This is a genomic window from Amycolatopsis sp. cmx-4-61 (assembly GCF_046548775.1).
GTDB lineage: Bacteria > Actinomycetota > Actinomycetes > Mycobacteriales > Pseudonocardiaceae > Amycolatopsis.
Window position 1 is genome coordinate 52627 of sequence record NZ_JAEBEI010000010.1, and the last position, 19621, is coordinate 72247.

The window sequence follows — 19621 nt, forward strand, 5'->3', positions numbered from 1 at the left end:
AGGATGGCCATTTTCGCGATAAACCAAACTACGGCGAATGGAGCAATCTTGGATCAGTACCGATAGTGATCGAGCTTGTACGGACCTTGGACGTCGACGCCGATGTATTCCGCCTGCGCCTTCGTCAGCTTGGTGAGTTTCACACCGAGTGCGTCGAGGTGCAGGCGGGCCACCTTCTCGTCGAGGTGCTTCGGCAGCCGGTGCACGTCGGTGGCGTACTCGCCGGGCTTGGTGAACAGCTCGATCTGGGCGATCGCCTGGTTGGTGAAGGAGTTCGACATGACGAAGGACGGGTGACCGGTCGCGTTGCCGAGGTTCATCAGCCGCCCCTCGGACAGCACGATGATCGCGTGGCCGTCGGGGAACGTCCACTCGTGCACCTGCGGCTTGATCTCCTTCTTGACCACGCCGGGCAGCTTCGCCAGCCCCGCCATGTCGATCTCGTTGTCGAAGTGCCCGACGTTGGCGACGATCGCGTTGTGCTTCATCCGGCCCATCTGCTCCGCCGAGATGATGCCGAAGTTGCCGGTGGTCGTGATGAAGATGTCCGCGTCGGCCACGACGTCGTCGAGCTCGACGACGTCCAGCCCGTCCATCGCCGCCTGCAGCGCGCAGATCGGGTCGATCTCGGTGACCGACACCCGGGCGCCCTGGCCGCGCAGCGCCTCGACCGCGCCCTTGCCGACGTCGCCGTAGCCGCAGACGAGGACGCGCTTGCCGCCGATCATCACGTCGGTGGCCCGGTTGAGGCCGTCCACCAGTGAGTGCCGGATGCCGTACTTGTTGTCGAACTTGGACTTCGTCACCGAGTCGTTGACGTTCATCGCGGGGAAGAGCAGCTCGCCGTCCTTGGCCAGCTTGTAGAGCCGCTTGACGCCGTTGGTGGTCTCCTCGGTGACCCCGCGGATCTCCTTGGCCATGCGGGTGAAGCGGTCGCCGTCGGCGGCGAGGCTCGCGCGGAGGGTGTCGAGGACGATCCGGTACTCCTCCGGGTCCTCTTCGGACGGTTGCGGGACGGCGCCGGCCGCCTCGAACTCGACTCCCTTGTGGACGAGCAGGGTGGCGTCGCCGCCGTCGTCGAGGATCATGTTCGGGGCCTGGCCGCCGGGGAAGGCGAAGAGCCGGTCGGTGCACCACCAGTACTCTTCGAGCGTTTCGCCCTTCCACGCGAACACCGAGGTGCCCGCCGGGGCCTCGACGGTGCCCTCGGGGCCGACGACGACCGCGGCCGCGGCCTCGTCCTGGGTCGAGAAGATGTTGCAGGACACCCAGCGCACCTGCGCGCCGAGGGCGACCAGGGTCTCGATGAGCACGGCGGTCTGCACGGTCATGTGCAGCGACCCGGCGATGCGGGCGCCCTTCAGCGGCTGCGCGGCGGCGTACTCGCGGCGGATCGCCATCAGGCCGGGCATCTCGTGCTCGGCCAGCCGCAGCTGGGTGCGACCGGCGTCGGCCAGGGTGAGGTCGGCCACGGCGAAGTCGAGGCCGTTTCGGGTCTGCAGTTTGTCACTCATGCTTCGGTGCACTCCGGAGTTCGTCGTGGATGCGCTCGGGAGGCAGCACGAAAATCCGTGCGGACAAAGAAAAGGCGCCTCCCTCGCGGGAGGCGCCCTTGGAGTCGTGTGTCGGGCCGAGCGTGGCGGAAGGAGTTTCCGTCGCAGCGCCTCTCGGCCCGGATCCAGGATGGCAAAGCCGCGGCGAGGCTGTCAAGCGAGCGATCGGGCCATCAGAACGTCGTCGATGTCGGTGCCGTCGATGCGGAATTCGCCGCGCAGCACGCCTTCCACGACGAACCCGCACCGCTCGTACACCCGCCGGGCGCCGGCGTTCGGCCCGAGCACGCGCAGCGTCACCTTGCGGGCGCCCCGGCGGCGCGCCTCGGCGACGGCGGCCTCGACGAGCTGCCGCGCGATGCCGAGCCGTCGCCGGTCCGGGTCGACGGCCAGCCCGCCGATCACCACCACGTGCCGGTGGGCGGGGATGCCGAACCCCTCGCCGAGGCGCACGTACCCGGCAATGACGCCGTCGTCCTCGGCGACCAGGACGTCCTCGGGGCGCGTGCCCTCGTCGAAGAAGGGTGTCCCGGGCGGGGGAGCGGGGGCGGGCGAGACGTCGGGGGTCCACGTGCGTTCGTCGAGCTTCGCGAGGACGCCGTCGTCCTCGGCGCGGGCGGTCCTGGTGGTGAGCACGCGGGCAGCCTGGCGGAACCCGCCGCCGGGCGCGAGGGATTTACACCAGGTGCGCGCGCCGCCAGATGCCCTCCGAGCGGCCGCCGACCAGGCCCGCGTCCCGCAGGAAGGGCACGATCTTCTCGGCCATCCAGCGGCGCGTCTCGTGGAAGTGCGGGTTCGCCAGCGCCGCGGCGCGGCCTTCGCGCGGGTCGATCCCGACGCTGCGGTAGATCCGCGGGTCGACCATGGCGTCGACGACGCCGAACGCCACCAGCGCGGTGCGCAGCCGGTGCCGCTGGAGGCCCGCCTTCGACAGCTTCGGCGTCTCCCGCAGCACCTCCTCCTTGGCGAACCGGACGTGCCGGGCCTCCTCGACCACGTGGATGCGGTTGACCGAGCGGATCAGCGGCTGGATGCCGTCGTCGTCCATCATCGACCGCTGGAGCCGGTCGGTGGTCTCCTCCGCGACCAGCACGCTGGCGAACATCGACGGCCCGGCGGCGGTGGCGCCGAACACCTTCGCGGCGCGGTGGACCACCTTCGGGACGCCGTAGCGCGGGACGCCGAGCCGCTCGGCGGTGCGGGCGAACATCACCGAGTGCCGCGTCTCGTCGCCGATCTCGGTCATGGCGTACTGCGCGTGCTCGGTGCGCGCGTCGAGGTCGAAGACGTACCGGGCGAGCAGCTGCATCAGGACGATCTCGAACCACAGGCCGACGCTCATGATGCTGGCGATCTCGTGCTTGGACAGCTCGATCCGCTGCTCCGGGGTCAGTTTCGCCCAGAGGTCGGTGCCGTACAGGGAGACGCGCTCGAGCGGCATGTACGCCTTGCCCTCGGCGAGCGGTGCGTCCCAGTCGATGTCGACGTACGGGTCGTAGGAGTTCTTCGCGGAGCTCTTGAGCAGGCGAGCCGCGGTGACGTCCCGGTCCTGGGCCTCGACGCCCATGGCGGCCTCCGAAAAAAGTATGGGGTACGCGGTGTACTAGCTACTTCGGGAGCGTACACCGCCCGGCGGCCGGTGAGTAGGCTTTCGCCGTGACCAAGGCCGACGGACGGGCGACGCGCTGGGCGGGCCAGCAGGAACGGCGGCGCGCGGAGTTCGTCGACGCCGCACTGGCCGCCATCGCCGAGCACGGCCCGGACGTCTCGACCGAGCAGATCGCCGAGCGCGCCGGCGTCGCCCGCACGCGCCTGTACAAGCACTTCGACGGCGCGGCCGACCTCCGCCGCGCGATCGCGCGGCGGGCGGCCGAGCTGGTGACGGCCGACCTGGCGCCGCTGTGGCACCCCGAGGGCTCGCCGAACGAGATGATCTCCACGGTGATCTCGACGCACCTGCGCTGGCTGACCGAACACGCCCACCTGCACCGCTACCTGGCCCGCGGCATCCCGGACGGCCCCGACGTCCGCGGGGCCATCGCCCGCCACCTCGGCTCGCTGTTCACCGGCTACCTGACGGCGTTCGGCCTGGACCCGGCCCCGGCCGACACGCTGGCGTTCGGCCTGGTCGGCTACGTCGAATCGGCGACGACCCGCTGGCTCGACCACCCGGGCACGCTGACCCGGCCCCAGCTGACGGCCCAGCTCACGGGCACGATCTGGGCGATGCTGGACCACACGCTCCGCGCGGGCGGGGTGGAACTGGACCCGGACCGGCCGCTGCCGCTGCCGGAGGGGCTTTAGCCTTCGCCCGGCGGGTTCGCGCGCCTGGAGCCGGACCGGGATTGCGGGGTGCGGCCCGACCCGGCTGCCGCCCTAAGCGGACGCGTCCTGGTCCTCACGCGGGAACTCGGCCCGCACGCCCAGGAGCCGCACCGCGCGGGTCAGCTCGAACATCCCCAGCACCTCGTGTGCCGCCCGGTCGAGTTCCTCCGCGTCCGAGGTCGGCTCCGGGAGCGTGATGCTGTGCGTGTGGGTCAGGAACGGGACGAACCGCACCTTGACCGCCACCCGCGCCGCCGGGCGGCCCTCCTCGAGGACGTCCTGGGCGACGCGCTTGGCCAGCGCCGAGATCTCCGCCGCCACTTCCGCCGGGTCCGTCAGGTCGCGCTGGAACGTCGTCTCGCGGCTGCGGGAGCGGGCCACCCACGGCGTCGCGCTCACCTCGGCGTCGCTGATGCCGCCGCCGAGCAGGCGCAGCCACGGGCCGGTCTTCGGGCCGAAGCGCGCCGCGAGCTCCGCCGCGTCCGCGCCCGCGAGGTCCAGCACCGTGTGGATGCCCAGCGAGGCGAGCTTCTTCGCCGTCTTGCCGCCGATGCCCCACAGCGCGTCGGTCGGGCGGGCCGCCATCACCTCCCACCAGTTCTCCTGCGTCAGCCGGTAGATCCCGCCCGGCTTGCCGAACCCGGTGGCGAGCTTGGCCCGCAGCTTGTTGTCGCCGATCCCGACCGCGCACGACAATCCCGTTTCGCGGGCGATCCGCTCCTTGATCGACGCCGCCAGGGCCTCGGGGTCGGTCGTTTCCGCCCCGACGAAGGCCTCGTCCCAGCCCAGCACCTCGACCACCACGGGCAGCTCCCGCACCGCCGCCATCACCCGCGCCGACACCTCGAGGTAGGCGTCCGGGTCACTGGGCAGGAAGACGGCGTCCGGGCAGCGCCGGGCGGCGATCCGCAGCGGCATGCCGGACTGCACGCCGAACTCGCGGGCCTCGTACGACGCCGTCGCGACCACGGCGCGTTCGGCGGGGTCGCCGTTGCCGCCGACCACGACGGGCCGGCCGCGCAGCTCCGGGTGCCGGGCGATCTCGACCGCGGCGATGAACTGGTCGAGGTCGACGTGCAGGACCCACTTCACCCGCCCAGTCTGCCTCAGATCCGGTGCCGCGCCACGTGGGTCCAGACGGTGCCGGTGAGGGCGAGGATCCCGCACAGCGTCACGCCGGGGTCGGGCAGCACGAGCCCCAGTACCAGCAGCGTCACAGCGGCGATGTCGAAGAAGACCAGGAAGACCCCGCGGAGCGCGCGGGACTTCGGGCGCCGGCCGTCGCGCAGGGCGGCGGCCAGATCGGGGTCGCTGAGCTCCAGGGTGCGCTCGATCTTCTCGAGCTCCGTGCGGTCGTGGTGACTGAGCATCGGGCCTCCTTCGGCGCCGAACCCGCCGTGTCGCCGTAGCGAATACCCCATCGTCCTCCTCGCGAACCGCCGAACGTCTTCCGATTTCGTGCTTTTCTCTGGTCCGACCGGGTGATCCGCGCTCCGTGACCGGCTTCGGCCACGTTATGTTGCTGTCCGAACGTGGCCGGTCGTGGACCGGACGGCGGTGGGGGCGGCCGGTGGCCACGTCCTGCCTTCGTGCCGGTGGCCGGTCAGGCCCAGCAACCAAGCGGAGGACTCGATGACCCTGCCCACCGAACCGATCGGCAGCATCCCGCGCCCCGCCTACCTCGTCGAAGGACTCGGCGAGTTCGCCGCCGGCCGGATCGACGCCGCCGCGCTGGCCGAGCTCGAGAGCCGGGCGCTGGCGGACACGATCCGCCGGTTCGAGGAGACCGGCTCACCGGTGCTGACCGACGGGGAACAGGGCAAGCCGAGCTTCGCGACGTACCCGCTGGCCGGGCTGGAAGCGCTGGCGCCGGACGGCGTCGTCATCCCGTTCGCCGACGGGCACACCCGGCAGCTGCCGCGGCTCACCGCGGGCCCGTTCCGCTACGCGACCCACGCGGACTCGTACTTGACGCGAGCGAAGACGCTGACCGGCCGGCCGGTCAAGCAGGCGGTGATCGCCGCGTCCGCGCTGTCGCTGATCTACCCCGGCGACGGCATCGCGGGGTACTCGCAGGAGCAGTTCGTCGCCGACCTGGTGAACGAGGCCGAAGCGGACATCCGCGGCAGCCTCGAGGCGGGCGCGGACAGCGTGCAGATCGACTTCACCGAAGGCCGCCTCTCCCTGAAGCTCGACCCGTCCGGCGGCCTGCTGCGGCAGTTCGTCGAGCTCAACAACGCCGTGCTCGACCGGTTCACCGCCGAGGAACGGGCGAAGATCGGCGTCCACACGTGCCCGGGCGGCGACCAGGACTCCGTACACAGCCTCGACGTCGACTACGCGGGCCTGCTGCCGGCGTTGTTCGACCTGAAGGCGGGCCGGTTCTTCGTCCAGCTGGCCAGCGAAGCCGAACCGGAGCGCGCGCTGCGGGTGATCGCCGAACACCTGAAGGCCGATCAACGGGTCTTCGTCGGCGTCACCGACCCGATCGACCCGCGCGTGGAAACCCCGGAAGAGGTCCGGGACCGGGTGCTCACCGCGGCGAAGTACGTCCCGGCCGAGCGGCTCGGCACCTGCGACGACTGCGGGTTCTCGCCGTTCGCCGACGACACCTCGACCTCGCGCGACATCGCGTTCGCGAAGATCGCGGCGCGCGTGGAGGGCACGCGCCTGGCTGCCGAGGCGCTGGGCTGAGCTTCGCCGGCCGGGTCAGGCGGTTTCGGCGGCGACCTTGAGCCCGAGGGCGACGAGCACCGTGCCCAGGACGGCGTCGAGGCCCCGCCGGACGCGGCCGGCGCCGAGGAACCGCTTCAGCGCCCCGACCACGACCGCGAGGGTGATGAACCAGAGGACCGTGCCGGCCGTGGCGATCGCGGCGAGTTCGAGGGTCTGCAGGGTGGCGCCGTCGGCGGGCAGGAACTGGGGGAGCAGCGCCAGGAAGTAGACGGCGACCTTGGGGTTGAGCAGGTTGGTCGTCAGGCCCTGGCGGAAGGCGGCGCCCGCCGTGAGCTGCCGGGCGCCGGTGCTCTCCCCGAGGTCCCGGTACTCGCCGCGGCGCACGGCCAGCCACGCCTTGCCGCCGAGGACGACCAGGTAGGCCGCCCCGGCCAGCTTGACGACGGTGAAGGCGACCGCCGACGCGGTCAGCACGGCGGCGACACCCAGGGCGATCGCGACGACCCAGGCGAACACGCCGAGCGCGATCCCGGTGCCGGCGGCGATCCCGGCCCGCCGTCCCCCGGTGAGCGCCGAGCGCGTCACGACGACGAAGTCGGGCCCGGGCGACATCGCCCCGAGCACGACGACCAGCAGGAACGAGGCGGCGGTGGCACCGGGAAGCATGGCCCGAGGATACGACCGCCCCCGCTTTCCGATGGACAGGAAGGGTCGACACGCGTGATGGAAGAGTCGACACGCGTGATTGGAGGGTCGACACGCGTGATTGAAGGGTCGACACGGCGAGGGCGTGCCGTGTCGACTCGTCAATCACGCGTGTCGGCTTCCTGATCACGCGTGTCGGCTTCCTGATCACGCGTGTCGGCTTTCTGATCACGCGTGTCGGCTTTCTGATCACGGGTGTCGGCTCTTGGAGCACGTCGTGGTGGTGGGGATGTTCGAATTTGAACTGGTGTAGGGTCGATCTTGTGGGTGACTCCAGGGGCGAGGGCATGACGGCCGAGGTGCGGACGCGGGTGCGGATCCCGCTGCGGCTCGACGGCGGGATCGCGGTCGACGCCGAAGCCGTCACTTTCCGGGGCTTGGCCGACGGTGGGGAGCACCTGGCGTTCGTCCTCGGCACGCCCGGCGAGGTGCCGCTGGTGCGCCCGCACTCGGAATGCCTGACCGGCGACGTCTTCGGGTCGGCGCGCTGCGACTGCGGACCGCAGCTGGCCGAAGCCGTCGGGCGGATCTCCGAGGCCGGCGGGTACCTGCTGTACCTGCGCCAGGAGGGCCGCGGGATCGGGCTGTACAACAAGCTCGACGCGTACGCCCTGCAGGACGGCGGCCTCGACACCTACGCCGCGAACGCCGCGCTCGGCCTGCCGGAGGACGCCCGCGACTACACCGTCGCCGCGCAGATGCTCGGTGCGCTGGGCGTGGCCCGCGTCGACCTGCTGTCGAACAACCCGGACAAGGCGGCGCAGCTGCAGGCGTCCGGGATCGCGGTGCGCGACCGGGTTCCGACCGGGGTGTTCGCGACCGAGAACAACGTCCGGTACCTGCGGGCCAAGGCCGAGCAGACCGGGCACACGCTGACCCTGCCGGGCCTGGCCAGCTGATCCCGAGCGTCGGCCCGCGGATCCGGCGGGTCAGGCGAGGCGCTGGGCGGCCGCCGCGGCCGGGCTCGTGGTCAGCTTCTCCAGCAGGCCGACCAACACGGCCTGCTCCGCCGGGGTCAGGGCCGCGACCCAGGCCCGTTCGCGCGTGTTGTGCTCCTGGTAGGCGTCGGCGACCGCCGTGTGACCCGCTCCCGTGAGCGCCAGCTCGACCGCGCGGCGGTCGTGGGCGACCGGGGTGCGGGTCACCAGGCCGTCCCGCGCCAGCGTCTTGACCAGCGCCGACACCGCCGCGCGGCTCATCCCGGCCAGCCGGGCCACGTGGCGGGACTCCAGCGGGCCCGCCAGCCACAGCACGAACAGCACCCGGAAGCCGCCCCAGCTCCAGCCGCGGGGGCGGTGGACCGTCGACTCCCAGTCGTAGACCAGCGCGCCGGCCAGCCGGTGCAGCGTCAGGCCGAGGCGCATCGCCACCGGGTCGGTCGCGGGCAGCTCGGCCTGCGTCTTCCCGATCGCGTAGTCGACGAACGAGAGGTAGTCGAGGTCGGCCGGTCGGTCGGTCATGCGGCCCAGGTTAGGGGACGACGGGTTCCCCGCGGGCGGTCGATCGGGCTAGCCTGGGCCGATAGTCAAGCCTTTGACGATCAAGGAGCGCTCGCCGTGACGAAGAAAGCCTTCGCCTCTTCGGCCGACTTGGCGGAGAAAGCGCAGACCCTGGAAGTCCTCGCCGACGGCGTGTACGCGCTGACCGCCGAAGGTGACCCGAACATCGGCGCGATCGAGGGCGAGGACTTCCTCGTCTGCTTCGAAGCGCTGGCCACCCCGGTCGCGGCGGCCGAGTGGCTCGCGAAACTGCGGGAGCACACCGACAAGCCGGTGCGGTACCTGGTGCTGAGCCACTACCACGCCGTGCGCGTGCTGGGCGCCTCCGCGTTCGACGCCGAGGTGATCGTCGCGCACGAGAACACCCGCGCCCTGGTCGCCGAGCGCGGCAAGGAGGACTGGGCAAGCGAGTTCGGCCGCATGCCGCGGCTGGCGAAGGGTGCCGAATCGGTCCCGGGGCTGACGTGGCCGACGCTGACCTTCTCCGACCGGCTCACGATCGACCTCGGCGGCGACCGCGGCGACCTCGTCCTGCAGTACTGCGGGCGCGGCCACACCGAGGGCGACATCGTCGCCTGGCTGCCGCGGCCGCGGATCCTCTACGCCGGCGACCTCGTGGAAGCCGAGGCCGCGCTGTACACCGGGGACGCGTTCCACCGCGACTGGGCTTCGTCCACATTGGACCAGGTGGCCGCCCTCGGGGCCGAGACCCTGATCGGCGGCCGCGGCGGGGTCAGCCGCGGGCGCGCCGCGGCCGACGCCGCCATCGCGCAGACCCGGCACTTCCTCGACACGATGATCCGCGAGGTCGGCGCGGTCCGGGAGGCCGGCGGCTCGCTCAAAGAAGCCTTCGAACGCACCCACGCGGCGCTGCACGGCCAGTACGGCCACTGGCCGATCTTCGAGCACTGCCTGCCCTTCGACGTCTCGCGGCTGTGGGACGAACTCGGCGGTGTCGAGCGGCCGGTGATCTGGACCGCCGAGCGCGACCGCGAAGTCTGGGACCAGCTCCAGGGATGACGGTCGCGGTCCTCGGCAGCGGGCCGGTCGGCCAGACGGCCGCGCTGCTGCTCGCGCGCCGGGGGGTGCCGGTGGTGCTCGTCGACGAGCACGAGCGGCGCGATCCCGTGGGGTCGAAGGCGATCTGCCAGCAGCGTGACACCCTGGACGTCTGGGGCTGGCTCGGCGCGGGCCGCCTCGCCGAGGAAGGCCTGACCTGGACGACCGCGCGGACGTTCCACCGGGACGCCGAGCTGTTCTCGCTGAAGCTGCCGGACGCCGGATCCGCGTTGCCGCCGTTCGTCAACCTTTCCCAGGCCCGCGTCGAGGAGGTCCTCGACGAGCTGATCGCCCGGCAGCCGCTGATCGACGTCCGCCGCGGCCACCGCGTCACCGGCGTGGCCCAGCCGGGCTGCGTCGAACTCCGCTGCGAGACGAAGGACGGGCCGCGCCGCATCGAGGCCGACTACGCGATCGCCTGCGCCGGCGCACGCGGGGACACCGTGCGCCGGACGCTCGGGCAGCACCTCGAGGGCGTGTCGTTCCCGGACCTGTTCCTGATCTGCGACATCCGCGCCGACCTGCCGGGCTGGGCGGCCGAACGGCGGTTCTACTTCGACCCGCCCTGGAACCCGGGCCGTCAGGTGCTCATCCACCCGTGCCCGGGCTCGCAGTTCCGCGTCGACTGGCAGGTGCCCGGGGACTACGACCTCGCGGCCGAGGAGTCGGGCGGGGCGCTGGACCGCCGGATCCGCGCGATCCTGGGCAACCGGCCCTACGAGGTCGTCTGGCGCTCGGTGTACCGCTTCCACACCCGGCTGGTCCCGCGGATGCGCGTCGGCCGGGTGCTGCTCGCCGGGGACTGCGCACACCTCGTCGCGCCGTTCGGGGCGCGCGGGCTCAACTCCGGCGTGGCCGACGCGGAGAACGCGGCCTGGAAGCTGGCCGCCGTCCTGCGCGGCGACGCGGGGGAGGAACTGCTGGAGAGCTACCACGCCGAGCGGCACGCGGCGGCGGTGGAGAACGCGGCCGTCACCACCGCAACGATGGATTTCCTGGTGCCGCGGGACGACGAGCAGCGCCGTCGCCGGCTCGACGTCCTCACGCGGGCGGCGCACGACCCGGCCGCCTGCGCGCAGGTCGACTCGGGGCGGCTGGCGGAACCGTTCTGGTACACCGGCTCGCCGCTGACCACCCCCGATCCCGGACGGCCGTTCGCGGGACGGCCGCCGCGGGGTGCGCTGCCGGCGCCGGGACCGGGGGTGCTGCTCCCGGACGTCACCGTCGCGAGTGGACGGTTGCGGGACCTGGCCCGGCAGGGGTTCCTCGCCCTGACGACCCCGGGGGTGCGAGCCGAGGGACTGCGGTCGGTGGGGATCCCGCTGGGCGGGGCGCTGGACGCGCGCCCGGGCGAAGCCTGGCTGGTCCGCCCGGACGCGTACGTCGCCGCGGTGTTACGGGTAGGAGACCAGCGGGCTCACCTGGTGCCCGGTGTTCGCGGCGTCACCCGCATCGTTGATGACGTGGGCGATCGTGCCCACGCCGCCGAGTGACACCGACACGAGGTTGTGGAACCGGACCCCGCTGTTGTTCGGCACCTCGAACGAGTGACTGGCCACGATGGCCGGGTTCGTGTTGAAGAAGCAGTAGCTGCCGAGACCCCACCCTTCGTGGCTGGTCACCGAGTCGGCCACCTTGTACGCCGCCCAGCCCTGCCGGCCGCCGCCGCTGGACCACGAAGCCTGGTCCGGCGGGTCGTACGGCATCTCGTTCTGGAAGAAGTACGTCCGGCCGCCGTTGCCGTTCCAGAGCACCTCGTACTGCTGGTAGTGCTCGACGAACAGGCCGTACATGGTCACGTTCGCGCCGTTGACGACCAGGCCGTTGGCCGCGGTGTTGACGTTCCAGCCGACGCCGTTGGAGTGGTCGCCGCGCCACAGCCACATGTGGTCGCCGATGACGTTGTTCGAGTTCACCACCAGCGTCTGCGTGGCCTTCCCGACGGCCGCACCGCCGATCCGGAAGAACACGTCGTGCAGCGACGTCGGGTCACCCGCGTGGTTCGCGGCCGACCCCGGCTGGCCGATCTGCACCAGCACCGGCGAGTTCACCGCACCGGCGTCGATCAGCAGCCCGGCGATCTTCACACCGTCCACGTCGGACGTCGTGATGGCCGCGGTCCCGTTGGTGGGCATCAGCGTCGCCAGGCCCAGCCCGAGCACCACGGTGTCCGGCCGGGTGACGTTCAGCGCCTGGTCGAGGTGGTAGACACCCGGGGTGACGAGCAGGTTCTTGCCCGCCGCCAGTGCCGCGTTGATCGTCGCCGCCGAGTCCGACGGGTGCGCGACGTAGAACTCGCTCAGCGAGATCGACTGCCCGGCCGGGGCGCCGTGGCCCCAGCTCGTCCCGGACGAGTTCTGCCGCACCGCCGGGACGAACACGTTGTAGCTGCCGGAGCCGTCGACGTAGAGGAACGGCTTCTCGCGGATCACCGGGGTCTGGCCGACGACCGTTTCCGGCGGGTTCGGGAAGGACGCCGGCGGGGTGCCGGTCGAGCCGACGAACACCATGTTCCACACGCCACCCTGCCAGCCGCCGAGCTCGCTGTTGCGGGTGAAGAACTGCTGCTGCGAACCGGAAACCGCGACGCCGTCGATCTTGCTGTCGGCGATCAGGCCGCCGCTGGCCCAGCCGTCGCCGCCGTTCCACAGCTGGATCTGGCTGCCGCGCAGGTGCATCCGGCGGTAGGGTGCGGCCTGCGCGACGGCCCAGCGCTCGACCTGGCCGGCGGGCAGCGTCACCGAGAGGTTCTCGGCGGACCGCCAGAAGTTCTGCGTCGCGTTGCCCTTGTTGGCCGGGTTGTCACCCTGCTGCAGCCAGTCCGCCTCGACGCGGACGTGGCCGTTGAGGTTGACGTCGTCGGGGGAGAGGCCGAGCCCGGCGACCTGTTCGTAGAAGCCGAGGTTGACGTCGGCGTTGTAGGTGCCCGGCTTGAACAGCACGGCGTAGCGCTCGTTGCCGAACTGGTTGGTGTGCTGCTGGTCCGCGATCTGGGTCAGCCGGTTCTGGATGGTCGCGGCCGGGGTCGAGGGGTCGAACACCGACACGTTGGGCCCGAGGTCCGGGTTGCGCGGGTCGGTCGGCGGGATGGTCGTGGTGTCGCCGGTGCCGTGCGCGGCGACCTCCCACAGCGAGTAGCCGTACTGCGTGGCCCGCTGGGTGCCGGTGATCCGGAGGTACCGCGCGGTGCCGGACAGCGGCACCGTCTGCGTGCCGCCGGTACCGGTGGTCGTCGAGTACGCCGTGGTCCAGCTGTTCGCGTCCGAAGAGAGCTGGACGGAGAACGCTTTCGCGTAGGCGGCTTCCCAGCTCAGCGTCACGTCGCAGAGCTGCTGCGCGGAACCGAGGTCGACCTGCAGCCACTGCGGGTCGCTGAACGCGCTCGACCAGCGCGTGCCGGAGTTGCCGTCGACCGCGGCGGACGCGGGCGTCCCGCCGTTCTCGGTGGACGACGCGGTGGCGGGATGCCCCTGCGCGAGGTTGGCCGTGCCGCACGCGGCGGCGTGGGCGGGCGCGGCCCCGGTCACCACCGCGGTCGTGAGCGCGGTGGCCACGGCGGTCGCGAGGACGAAGAGACGGTGTACCGGGGAGAACGTCGTTGATCTCATGACCCTGCCTGGAGAATCGGGAAAACGGGAGGGTGAAGCGGCGGGCCGGTGCGAGCCCCACAGCTCGCGCCGGCGTCGGGTGGTGCGGCGGGTCCGCGCCCGGTCACCCCGCCCGGAACCGTGAGCCGGAAGAGCGGTGCCGGAGCAGGGGTGAGCGCGAACCGGTCAGCCCGAAAGGTGCTCGTTGCGGCGGAGCCGTCCCGGTGGCGGTCACGGAACCGGTTCCGTCGGTGAGCTCGCAGTTAACAGCGCGAAGTTCACCGGCGTCAAGGCTCCGCGGCGGATTCGTTCTCCCGGACCAGCAAGCGACGCGGTCCGCGACCGTCCGGCGCAGCACCGTTGACATTTTACGGCTCTTTATTTATATCCTGAACTAAGAGCGTGCCGACGGGCGGGACCCACACCCGCGCCGAGGACCACGTGAGCCGATCCGCGCCGGGGCAAGGCCGCCCCGGTGCCGGTTCGCCGTGGAGGTGCCCATGCAACGCCGCATGCCGAGGATCCGGGTTCTCGCCGTCCTCGCCCTGACCCTGGCCGCCCTGCTCACCGCGCCGGTGGCGCAGGCCGCGCCCGTCCTGCTGTCCCAAGGCCGTCCGGTGACGGCGTCCTCGACCGAATCCGCCGCCTTCCCCGCCTCGGCCGCCGTCGACGGCGACCCCGGCACCCGCTGGTCCAGCGGTTTCAGCGACCCGCAGTACCTGCAGGTCGACCTCGGGTCCACGCAGCAGCTGTCCCAGGTCGTGCTGAACTGGGAAGCCGCCTACGCCAAGGCGTTCACGGTCCAGGCGTCCGCCGACGGCGCCACCTGGACGTCCCTCTACTCGACCAGCACCGGCGCCGGCGGCACGCAGACGCTGAACGTCACCGGCAGCGGGCGGTACGTCCGGCTGACCGGCACCCAGCGGGCCACCCAGTACGGCTACTCGCTGTGGGAGTTCCAGGTCTACGGCGGGGGCGGCACGACCCAGCCCGGTGACGTCCTGCTGTCCTACGGCAAGCCCGGCACGGCGTCCTCGTCCCAGGACGACGGCAACTGCCCGGGCTGCCTCCCGGCGAAGGCGTTCGACCACGACCCGGCCACGCGCTGGGCGACGAGCGCGACCACCGGCTGGGTCGACCCCGGCTGGATCACCGTCGACCTCGGCGCGCCCGCGGCGATCCACCAGGTCGTCCTGCAGTGGGACCCGGCCTACGCGGTCGCGTACCAGATCCAGGTGTCCAACGACAACGCCAACTGGACCTCGATCTACTCGACCACGACGGGCAAGGGCTTCAAGGAGACGCTGACCGTCAACGGTTCCGGCCGGTACGTGCGGATGTACGGCACCGCCCGGTCCAACGGCTACGGCTACTCGCTGTGGGGCTTCGACGTCTACGGCACCGGCGGCAACCCGACGCAGCCGCCGCCCGCGCCGCCCGCCCCGCACTTCCCGGGCACCCTGGTCTGGAGCGACGAGTTCAACGGCGCCGCCGGCGCGACCCCGGACCCGAGCAAGTGGACCGCCGAGACCGGCCCCGGCGTCAACAACGAGCTCGAGTACTACACGAACAACAACAACGCCAAGCAGGACGGCCGCGGCAACCTCGTCATCCAGGTCCGCCGGGAAGCCACCCCGGGCAGCGCCTGCCCGGTCGACCCGATCAGCGGCAGCGGCACCTGCCAGTACACCTCCGGCCGGATCAACACCGCGGGCAAGTTCAGCTTCACCTACGGGCACGTCGAGGCCAACATCAAGGTGTCCGGCACGCAGGGGCTGTGGCCCGCGTTCTGGCTGCTCGGCGCGAACTTCTTCAGCGGCACGCCGTGGCCGAACTGCGGCGAGATCGACATCATGGAGCACGTCGGGAAGTCGCCGAACCTGGCCTACTCGACCATCCACGCCCCGGCCTACAACGGCGCCGGCGGCATCGGCCAGCCCTACGACCTGGGTCAGGACGTCTCGGCCGGGTTCCACAGGTTCGGTCTCGACTGGGACGCGAACCACATGACCTTCTCCGTCGACGGCAACGCCTTCGAGACGATCAACCGCGACACCGTCGAGTCGACGCGCGGGCCGTGGGTGTACGACCACCCGTTCTTCCTCATCCTCAACAACGCCATCGGCGGCGACTTCCCCGGTCCGCCGGGCGCGGGGACCGTGCTCCCGCAGGACATGGTGATCGACTACGTGCGAGTCTACCAGTGAGACGACGTCTAGCACTGGTCAGCGGGGCGGTGGTGGCCGCCGGGCTGCTCACCGCCCCGCTGTTCACCGCCCAGGCGGCGCCCGCGCTGCTCTCGCAGGGGCACGCCGTGACGGCGTCCTCCACCGAAAACGCCGCGTTCCCCGCGACCGCGGCCGTCGACGGCGACCCCGGCACCCGCTGGTCGAGCCAGGCGGCGGACCCGCAGACGCTGCAGGTCGACCTCGGCTCGGTGCACACGCTGAGCCAGGTCGTGCTCCAGTGGGAGGCGGCCTACGCGACGGCGTTCACCGTCCAGGCGTCCGCGGACGGCAGCCAGTGGGCCACGGTGTACTCGACGACCACCGGCACCGGCGGCACGCAGACGCTGCCGGTGGCCGGCAGCGGCCGGTACGTCCGCTTGACCACGACGAAACGCGCCACCCAGTGGGGCGTGTCGCTGTGGGAGTTCCAGGTGTTCGGCGACGGTTCCGCCCAGGCGTGCGGGAGTGCGAACGCGGCCCTGCGGCAGCCGGCGACGGCGTCCAGCGTCCAGTCCGACGCCTTCCCGGCGAGCGCCGCGTTCGACGGCGACCTCGGGACGCGGTGGTCGAGCCTGGCCGCGGACCCCCAGTCGATCCAGGTCGACCTGGGCAGCCCGCGTCGGGTCTGCGGCGTCGACCTGACGTGGGAGGCGGCGTATGCGAGCGCGTACACGATCCAGCTGTCCACCGACGGCTCGTCGTGGACCACGGCGGCCACCGTGGCGGGGGCCGACGGGACCGAGCACCCCGCGGTGTCCGGGACCGCGCGGTACGTCCGGCTGACCGCGACCGTCCGGGCCACCCAGTGGGGCGTCTCGCTGTGGGAGTTCGCGGTCCACACGTCCGACAGTGCCACGCCGACGACCACGCCGACGACCACGCCGACGACCACCCCGACCAACCCGGGTGGCTGCCCGTGGGTGGGGTCCACGGCGCCGGTCGCCGACCGGGTGAACCAGCTGCTGGCCGTCATGACACCCCAGCAGAAGGTGAAGGTGCTGCACGGCAACGGCGCCACGGGTCCCTACATCGGCAACACCGACGCCGTGCCCGAGCTGTGCATCCCGGCGCTCGGCCTGCAGGACGGCCCGGCCGGGGTCGGCGACGGCCTCGACGGCGTCACCCAGTTCCCGGCGCCGGTCTCGGCCGCCGCGACCTGGGACACCGGCCTGCTGAACCGGTACGGCAGCGCGATGGGGGCGGAGTTCGCGGGCAAGGGCGTCGACATCGCCCTCGGCCCGACGATCAACCTGGTCCGCGACCCGCGCTGGGGCCGCAACTTCGAGACCTACGCGGAAGACCCGTACCTCGCGGGTGCGGCCGGGACCGCGACGATCCAGGGCATCCAGAGCCAGGGCGTGATGGCGCAGGCGAAACACGCGGCCGCCTACAACGTCGAGGCCGGGGCGTCGCGCGGGACGCCGTCGGACAACGTCATCATCGACGACCGGACCCTGCACGAGCTGTACCTGCCCGCCTTCCAGCAGGTGGCGAGCCAGGGCCAGGTCGCGTCCATGATGTGCGCCTACAACCAGATCAACGGCGTCCCGGCCTGCCAGAACAGCGGCGTGCTCACCACGGCGATCAAGCAGGACGCCGGGTGGGGCGGGTTCGTCGGCTCGGACTGGGGTTCGGCCACCGGCGGGGCCCGGCAGCTGGCCAACGGCGGGCTCGACATGGAGATGCCCGGCGGCGCGTTCTTCGGCCAGGGCCTGCTCGACGCCGTCTCCCGCGGCGAGGTCACGCAGGCCCGCGTCGACGACATGGTCCGGCGGGTGCTGACCCAGATGTTCCGGTTCGGCCTCTTCGACCGGGCGCGGCGGGGGACACCCCAGTCCGTCGTGACGAACGCGGCGAACGTGGCCACCGCGCGGGACGTCGCCGCGGCCGGGTCGGTGCTGCTCAAGAACACCGGCGTCCTGCCGCTGGGCCCGTCGGTCAAGTCGATCGCGCTGTCCGGCGGCGACGGCATCGACCCGCAGAACATCGGCGGCGGCAGTGCGAAGGTCAACCCGTCGCCGGCGTCGGTGAACCCGATCAACGGCATCAAGGCACGGGCGGGATCCGGCGTCACCGTGTCCTATGTGGACGGCGCGGGGGAGCACGTGCAGACGCCGAACATCCCGGGTGCGGTGGCGGCGGCCAAGGCGGCCGACGTCGCGATCGTGTTCGCCAGCTACGGCGAGTCCGAGACACAGGACCTCGACAGCATCGACCTGCAGCACCAGCAGAACGACCTGATCGACGCGGTCGCCTCGGCCAACCCGCGCACGGTCGTGGTGCTCAACACGGGCTCGGCGGTGACCATGCCGTGGCTGGGCAAGGTCGCCGCGGTGCTCGAGGGCTGGTACCCGGGCCAGGAGAACGGCAACGCGCTCGCGTCGCTGCTCTACGGCGACGTCAACCCGTCGGGCAAGCTGCCGGTCAGCTTCCCGAAGCAGCTCGCCGACCTGCCGACGGCGAACGTCCAGCAGTTCCCGGGCGCCAACGACCGGATCGAGTATTCGGAGGGGCTCAACGTCGGCTACCGCTGGTACGACAGCCGCAACCTCGAGCCGCTGTTCCCGTTCGGCTTCGGGCTGTCGTACACGACGTTCGGGTTCTCGAACCTCGTCGTGACGCCGCAGGGGACGAACGGCACGGCGACCGTGACGGCGACGGTGACCAACACCGGCACCCGGGCGGGCGCGGACGTCGTCCAGCTCTACGTCGGCCAGCCCGCCGGGAACGGCGAGCCGCCGAAGCAGCTGAAGGGGTTCAAGAAGGTGGCGCTGAACCCCGGCCAGAGCGCTCAGGTGTCCTTCCCGCTGACCCCGCGGGACCTCGCGCACTGGACCGGCTCGTGGACGACCAACGCGGGCCAGTACCGCGTCTACCTGGGTGACTCGTCGCGCAACGTCCCGCTGTCGGGGACGCTGACGGTCTCCTGAGTCGACTCGCGCACCACGAGCGCGGTCGGGACGATCAGCGGGGTGTCCGGGGACGGCGCGCCGGCCAGGCGGTCCAGCAGCAGGCCGGCCGCCGTCTCGCCCATCTGCCGCAGCGGCTGGCGGATCGTGGTGAGCGGCGGCTGGGTGTGCGCGGCCAGGGGGATGTCGTCGAAGCCGACCACGGCGACGTCCCCCGGCACCGCGCGGCCGGACTTGCGCAGCCCGGCCAGCACGCCCGCCGCGGTCAGGTCGTTGTGCGCGAAGACCGCGTCGAACTCCGGGCCGGTGGCGAGCAGCTGCCGGATCGCCGCCTCACCGCTTTCGCTCGTGAAGTCGCCTTCGATGATCAGCCGCGGGTCGAGGGTCAGCCCCGCGTCGAGGACGACCTCGTTGAAGCCGTTCAGCCGGTCGGCGGTGCAGCCGAAGTCGTGCGGCCCGGTGACCGTGGCGAACCGGGTGCGGCCGGTCTCCAGCAGGTGGCGGGCCGCGGCCGCGCCGCCCTGCCGGTTGTCCGTGCCCACCGAGGGGAACGCGGGACGGCGGCCGCGGTCGTCGATCACCACCACCGGCAGCCCGGAGTCGTGCAGCACCCGCAGGTGCCGCACCGCGTCCGGCGGTTCCACCAGCAGGAGGCCGTCGAACGCCTTCGCCGAGACCTGGCGGGAGAACTCGCCGAGGGAGTCGGCGCCGCGGTTGGCCGTGGACAGCAGCAGGCCGTACCCCTTCGACTCCACGACGTCGGCGACGCCCTGGAGCACCTCGCCCATCCACGGCCAGGTCAGGCCCGGCACCAGCATCCCCACCGTGCGGGTCACCCCGCGGGCCAGCCCGACCGCGCCGGCGCTGGGGATGTACCCGGTCGCGGCGATCACTTCGCGCACCCGGATCGCCGTCGCGGCGTCCACGTCGGCCTTGTTGTTGAGCACCCGCGACACGGTCGTCTTGCTCACCCGAGCGCGGCGGGCGACCTCGGCGATCGTGACGCGCATCCGTCCTCCCGATCGGGCGGTGGAAAGCTCCGTGTTCCCAAGCTCTGGGGTGCCAAGCTCTGTGGTGCCA

At 71.9% G+C, this 19621-nt stretch carries 16 protein-coding genes and 1 riboswitch; of the genes, 7 read left to right on the forward strand and 9 right to left on the reverse strand.

What is annotated here, in order from left to right:
* Positions 1-53 precede the first annotated feature (53 nt).
* The 3 genes from ahcY to ACLJOU_RS26465 form a co-directional block, all read right to left on the reverse strand.
* Complete coding sequence (gene ahcY / locus ACLJOU_RS26455; RefSeq protein WP_410570842.1) at positions 54-1514, reverse strand: adenosylhomocysteinase; 1461 nt, start codon at positions 1512-1514, stop codon at positions 54-56.
* An 83-nt stretch (positions 1515-1597) separates the two neighbouring features.
* Positions 1598-1675: riboswitch (S-adenosyl-L-homocysteine riboswitch) on the reverse strand.
* Between the two features lie 31 nt (positions 1676-1706).
* Positions 1707-2189, reverse strand: coding sequence for a GNAT family N-acetyltransferase (locus ACLJOU_RS26460; protein WP_410570844.1), 483 nt, complete (start codon positions 2187-2189; stop codon positions 1707-1709).
* A gap of 40 nt (positions 2190-2229) precedes the next feature.
* Positions 2230-3120: an AurF N-oxygenase family protein gene (locus ACLJOU_RS26465; RefSeq protein WP_410570845.1), complete on the reverse strand. Its 891-nt coding sequence runs from the start codon at positions 3118-3120 to the stop codon at positions 2230-2232.
* An 89-nt stretch (positions 3121-3209) separates the two neighbouring features.
* Here ACLJOU_RS26465 and ACLJOU_RS26470 point away from each other — a divergent pair, with 89 nt between their 5' ends.
* The gene (locus tag ACLJOU_RS26470; protein ID WP_410570846.1) at positions 3210-3857 is read left to right on the forward strand and encodes a TetR/AcrR family transcriptional regulator; all 648 of its coding nucleotides are present in this window, start codon (positions 3210-3212) and stop codon (positions 3855-3857) included.
* A gap of 72 nt (positions 3858-3929) precedes the next feature.
* Here the strand turns inward: ACLJOU_RS26470 and ACLJOU_RS26475 are convergent, their stop codons facing one another.
* Both ACLJOU_RS26475 and ACLJOU_RS26480 read right to left on the reverse strand, forming a co-directional pair.
* A complete protein-coding gene (locus ACLJOU_RS26475) occupies positions 3930-4970 on the reverse strand; it encodes a DNA polymerase IV (protein WP_410570847.1) in 1041 nt (346 codons plus the stop codon).
* Between the two features lie 14 nt (positions 4971-4984).
* Positions 4985-5248 (reverse strand): DUF3040 domain-containing protein, encoded by a 264-nt coding sequence (locus ACLJOU_RS26480; protein ID WP_410570848.1) that lies wholly within the window; start codon positions 5246-5248, stop codon positions 4985-4987.
* Positions 5249-5510: 262 nt separating this feature from the next.
* On the opposite strand from ACLJOU_RS26480, the gene ACLJOU_RS26485 reads away from it, so the two are divergent.
* On the forward strand, positions 5511-6572 hold the full coding sequence (locus tag ACLJOU_RS26485; protein ID WP_410570849.1) for a cobalamin-independent methionine synthase II family protein: 1062 nt from the start codon (positions 5511-5513) through the stop codon (positions 6570-6572).
* A gap of 15 nt (positions 6573-6587) precedes the next feature.
* On the opposite strand, the gene ACLJOU_RS26490 is transcribed toward ACLJOU_RS26485, so the two are convergent.
* On the reverse strand, positions 6588-7220 hold the full coding sequence (locus ACLJOU_RS26490) for a LysE family translocator (RefSeq protein WP_410570851.1): 633 nt from the start codon (positions 7218-7220) through the stop codon (positions 6588-6590).
* A gap of 326 nt (positions 7221-7546) precedes the next feature.
* Between ACLJOU_RS26490 and ACLJOU_RS26495 the strand changes: the two genes are divergently transcribed.
* Positions 7547-8158 (forward strand): GTP cyclohydrolase II, encoded by a 612-nt coding sequence (locus ACLJOU_RS26495; protein ID WP_410571132.1) that lies wholly within the window; start codon positions 7547-7549, stop codon positions 8156-8158.
* A 30-nt stretch (positions 8159-8188) separates the two neighbouring features.
* Here the strand turns inward: ACLJOU_RS26495 and ACLJOU_RS26500 are convergent, their stop codons facing one another.
* A complete protein-coding gene (locus tag ACLJOU_RS26500) occupies positions 8189-8719 on the reverse strand; it encodes a MarR family winged helix-turn-helix transcriptional regulator (RefSeq protein ID WP_410570852.1) in 531 nt (176 codons plus the stop codon).
* 96 nt (positions 8720-8815) lie between these two features.
* On the opposite strand from ACLJOU_RS26500, the gene ACLJOU_RS26505 reads away from it, so the two are divergent.
* Together ACLJOU_RS26505 and ACLJOU_RS26510 are read left to right on the forward strand one after the other, a co-directional pair.
* Positions 8816-9778 carry an MBL fold metallo-hydrolase gene (locus tag ACLJOU_RS26505; protein WP_410570854.1) on the forward strand — a complete coding sequence of 321 codons (963 nt, stop codon included), beginning with the start codon at positions 8816-8818 and terminating at the stop codon, positions 9776-9778.
* Positions 9775-11310, forward strand: coding sequence for an FAD-dependent monooxygenase (locus tag ACLJOU_RS26510; RefSeq protein WP_410570856.1), 1536 nt, complete (start codon positions 9775-9777; stop codon positions 11308-11310). The genes ACLJOU_RS26505 and ACLJOU_RS26510 overlap by 4 nt, the downstream gene beginning before the upstream one ends.
* Here the strand turns inward: ACLJOU_RS26510 and ACLJOU_RS26515 are convergent.
* Positions 11212-13425: a discoidin domain-containing protein gene (locus tag ACLJOU_RS26515; protein WP_410570857.1), complete on the reverse strand. Its 2214-nt coding sequence runs from the start codon at positions 13423-13425 to the stop codon at positions 11212-11214. The two genes, ACLJOU_RS26510 and ACLJOU_RS26515, sit on opposite strands and share 99 nt — an antisense overlap.
* A gap of 479 nt (positions 13426-13904) precedes the next feature.
* On the opposite strand from ACLJOU_RS26515, the gene ACLJOU_RS26520 reads away from it, so the two are divergent.
* Both ACLJOU_RS26520 and ACLJOU_RS26525 read left to right on the forward strand, forming a co-directional pair.
* Positions 13905-15611, forward strand: coding sequence for a discoidin domain-containing protein (locus ACLJOU_RS26520; RefSeq protein ID WP_410570859.1), 1707 nt, complete (start codon positions 13905-13907; stop codon positions 15609-15611).
* Positions 15608-18562, forward strand: a complete 2955-nt coding sequence (locus ACLJOU_RS26525; RefSeq protein ID WP_410570860.1) for a glycoside hydrolase family 3 C-terminal domain-containing protein — start codon at positions 15608-15610, stop codon at positions 18560-18562. The genes ACLJOU_RS26520 and ACLJOU_RS26525 overlap by 4 nt, the downstream gene beginning before the upstream one ends.
* Here the strand turns inward: ACLJOU_RS26525 and ACLJOU_RS26530 are convergent.
* Positions 18505-19551 carry a LacI family DNA-binding transcriptional regulator gene (locus ACLJOU_RS26530; protein WP_410570861.1) on the reverse strand — a complete coding sequence of 349 codons (1047 nt, stop codon included), beginning with the start codon at positions 19549-19551 and terminating at the stop codon, positions 18505-18507. The two genes, ACLJOU_RS26525 and ACLJOU_RS26530, sit on opposite strands and share 58 nt — an antisense overlap.
* Between the last annotated feature and the right edge of the window lie 70 nt (positions 19552-19621).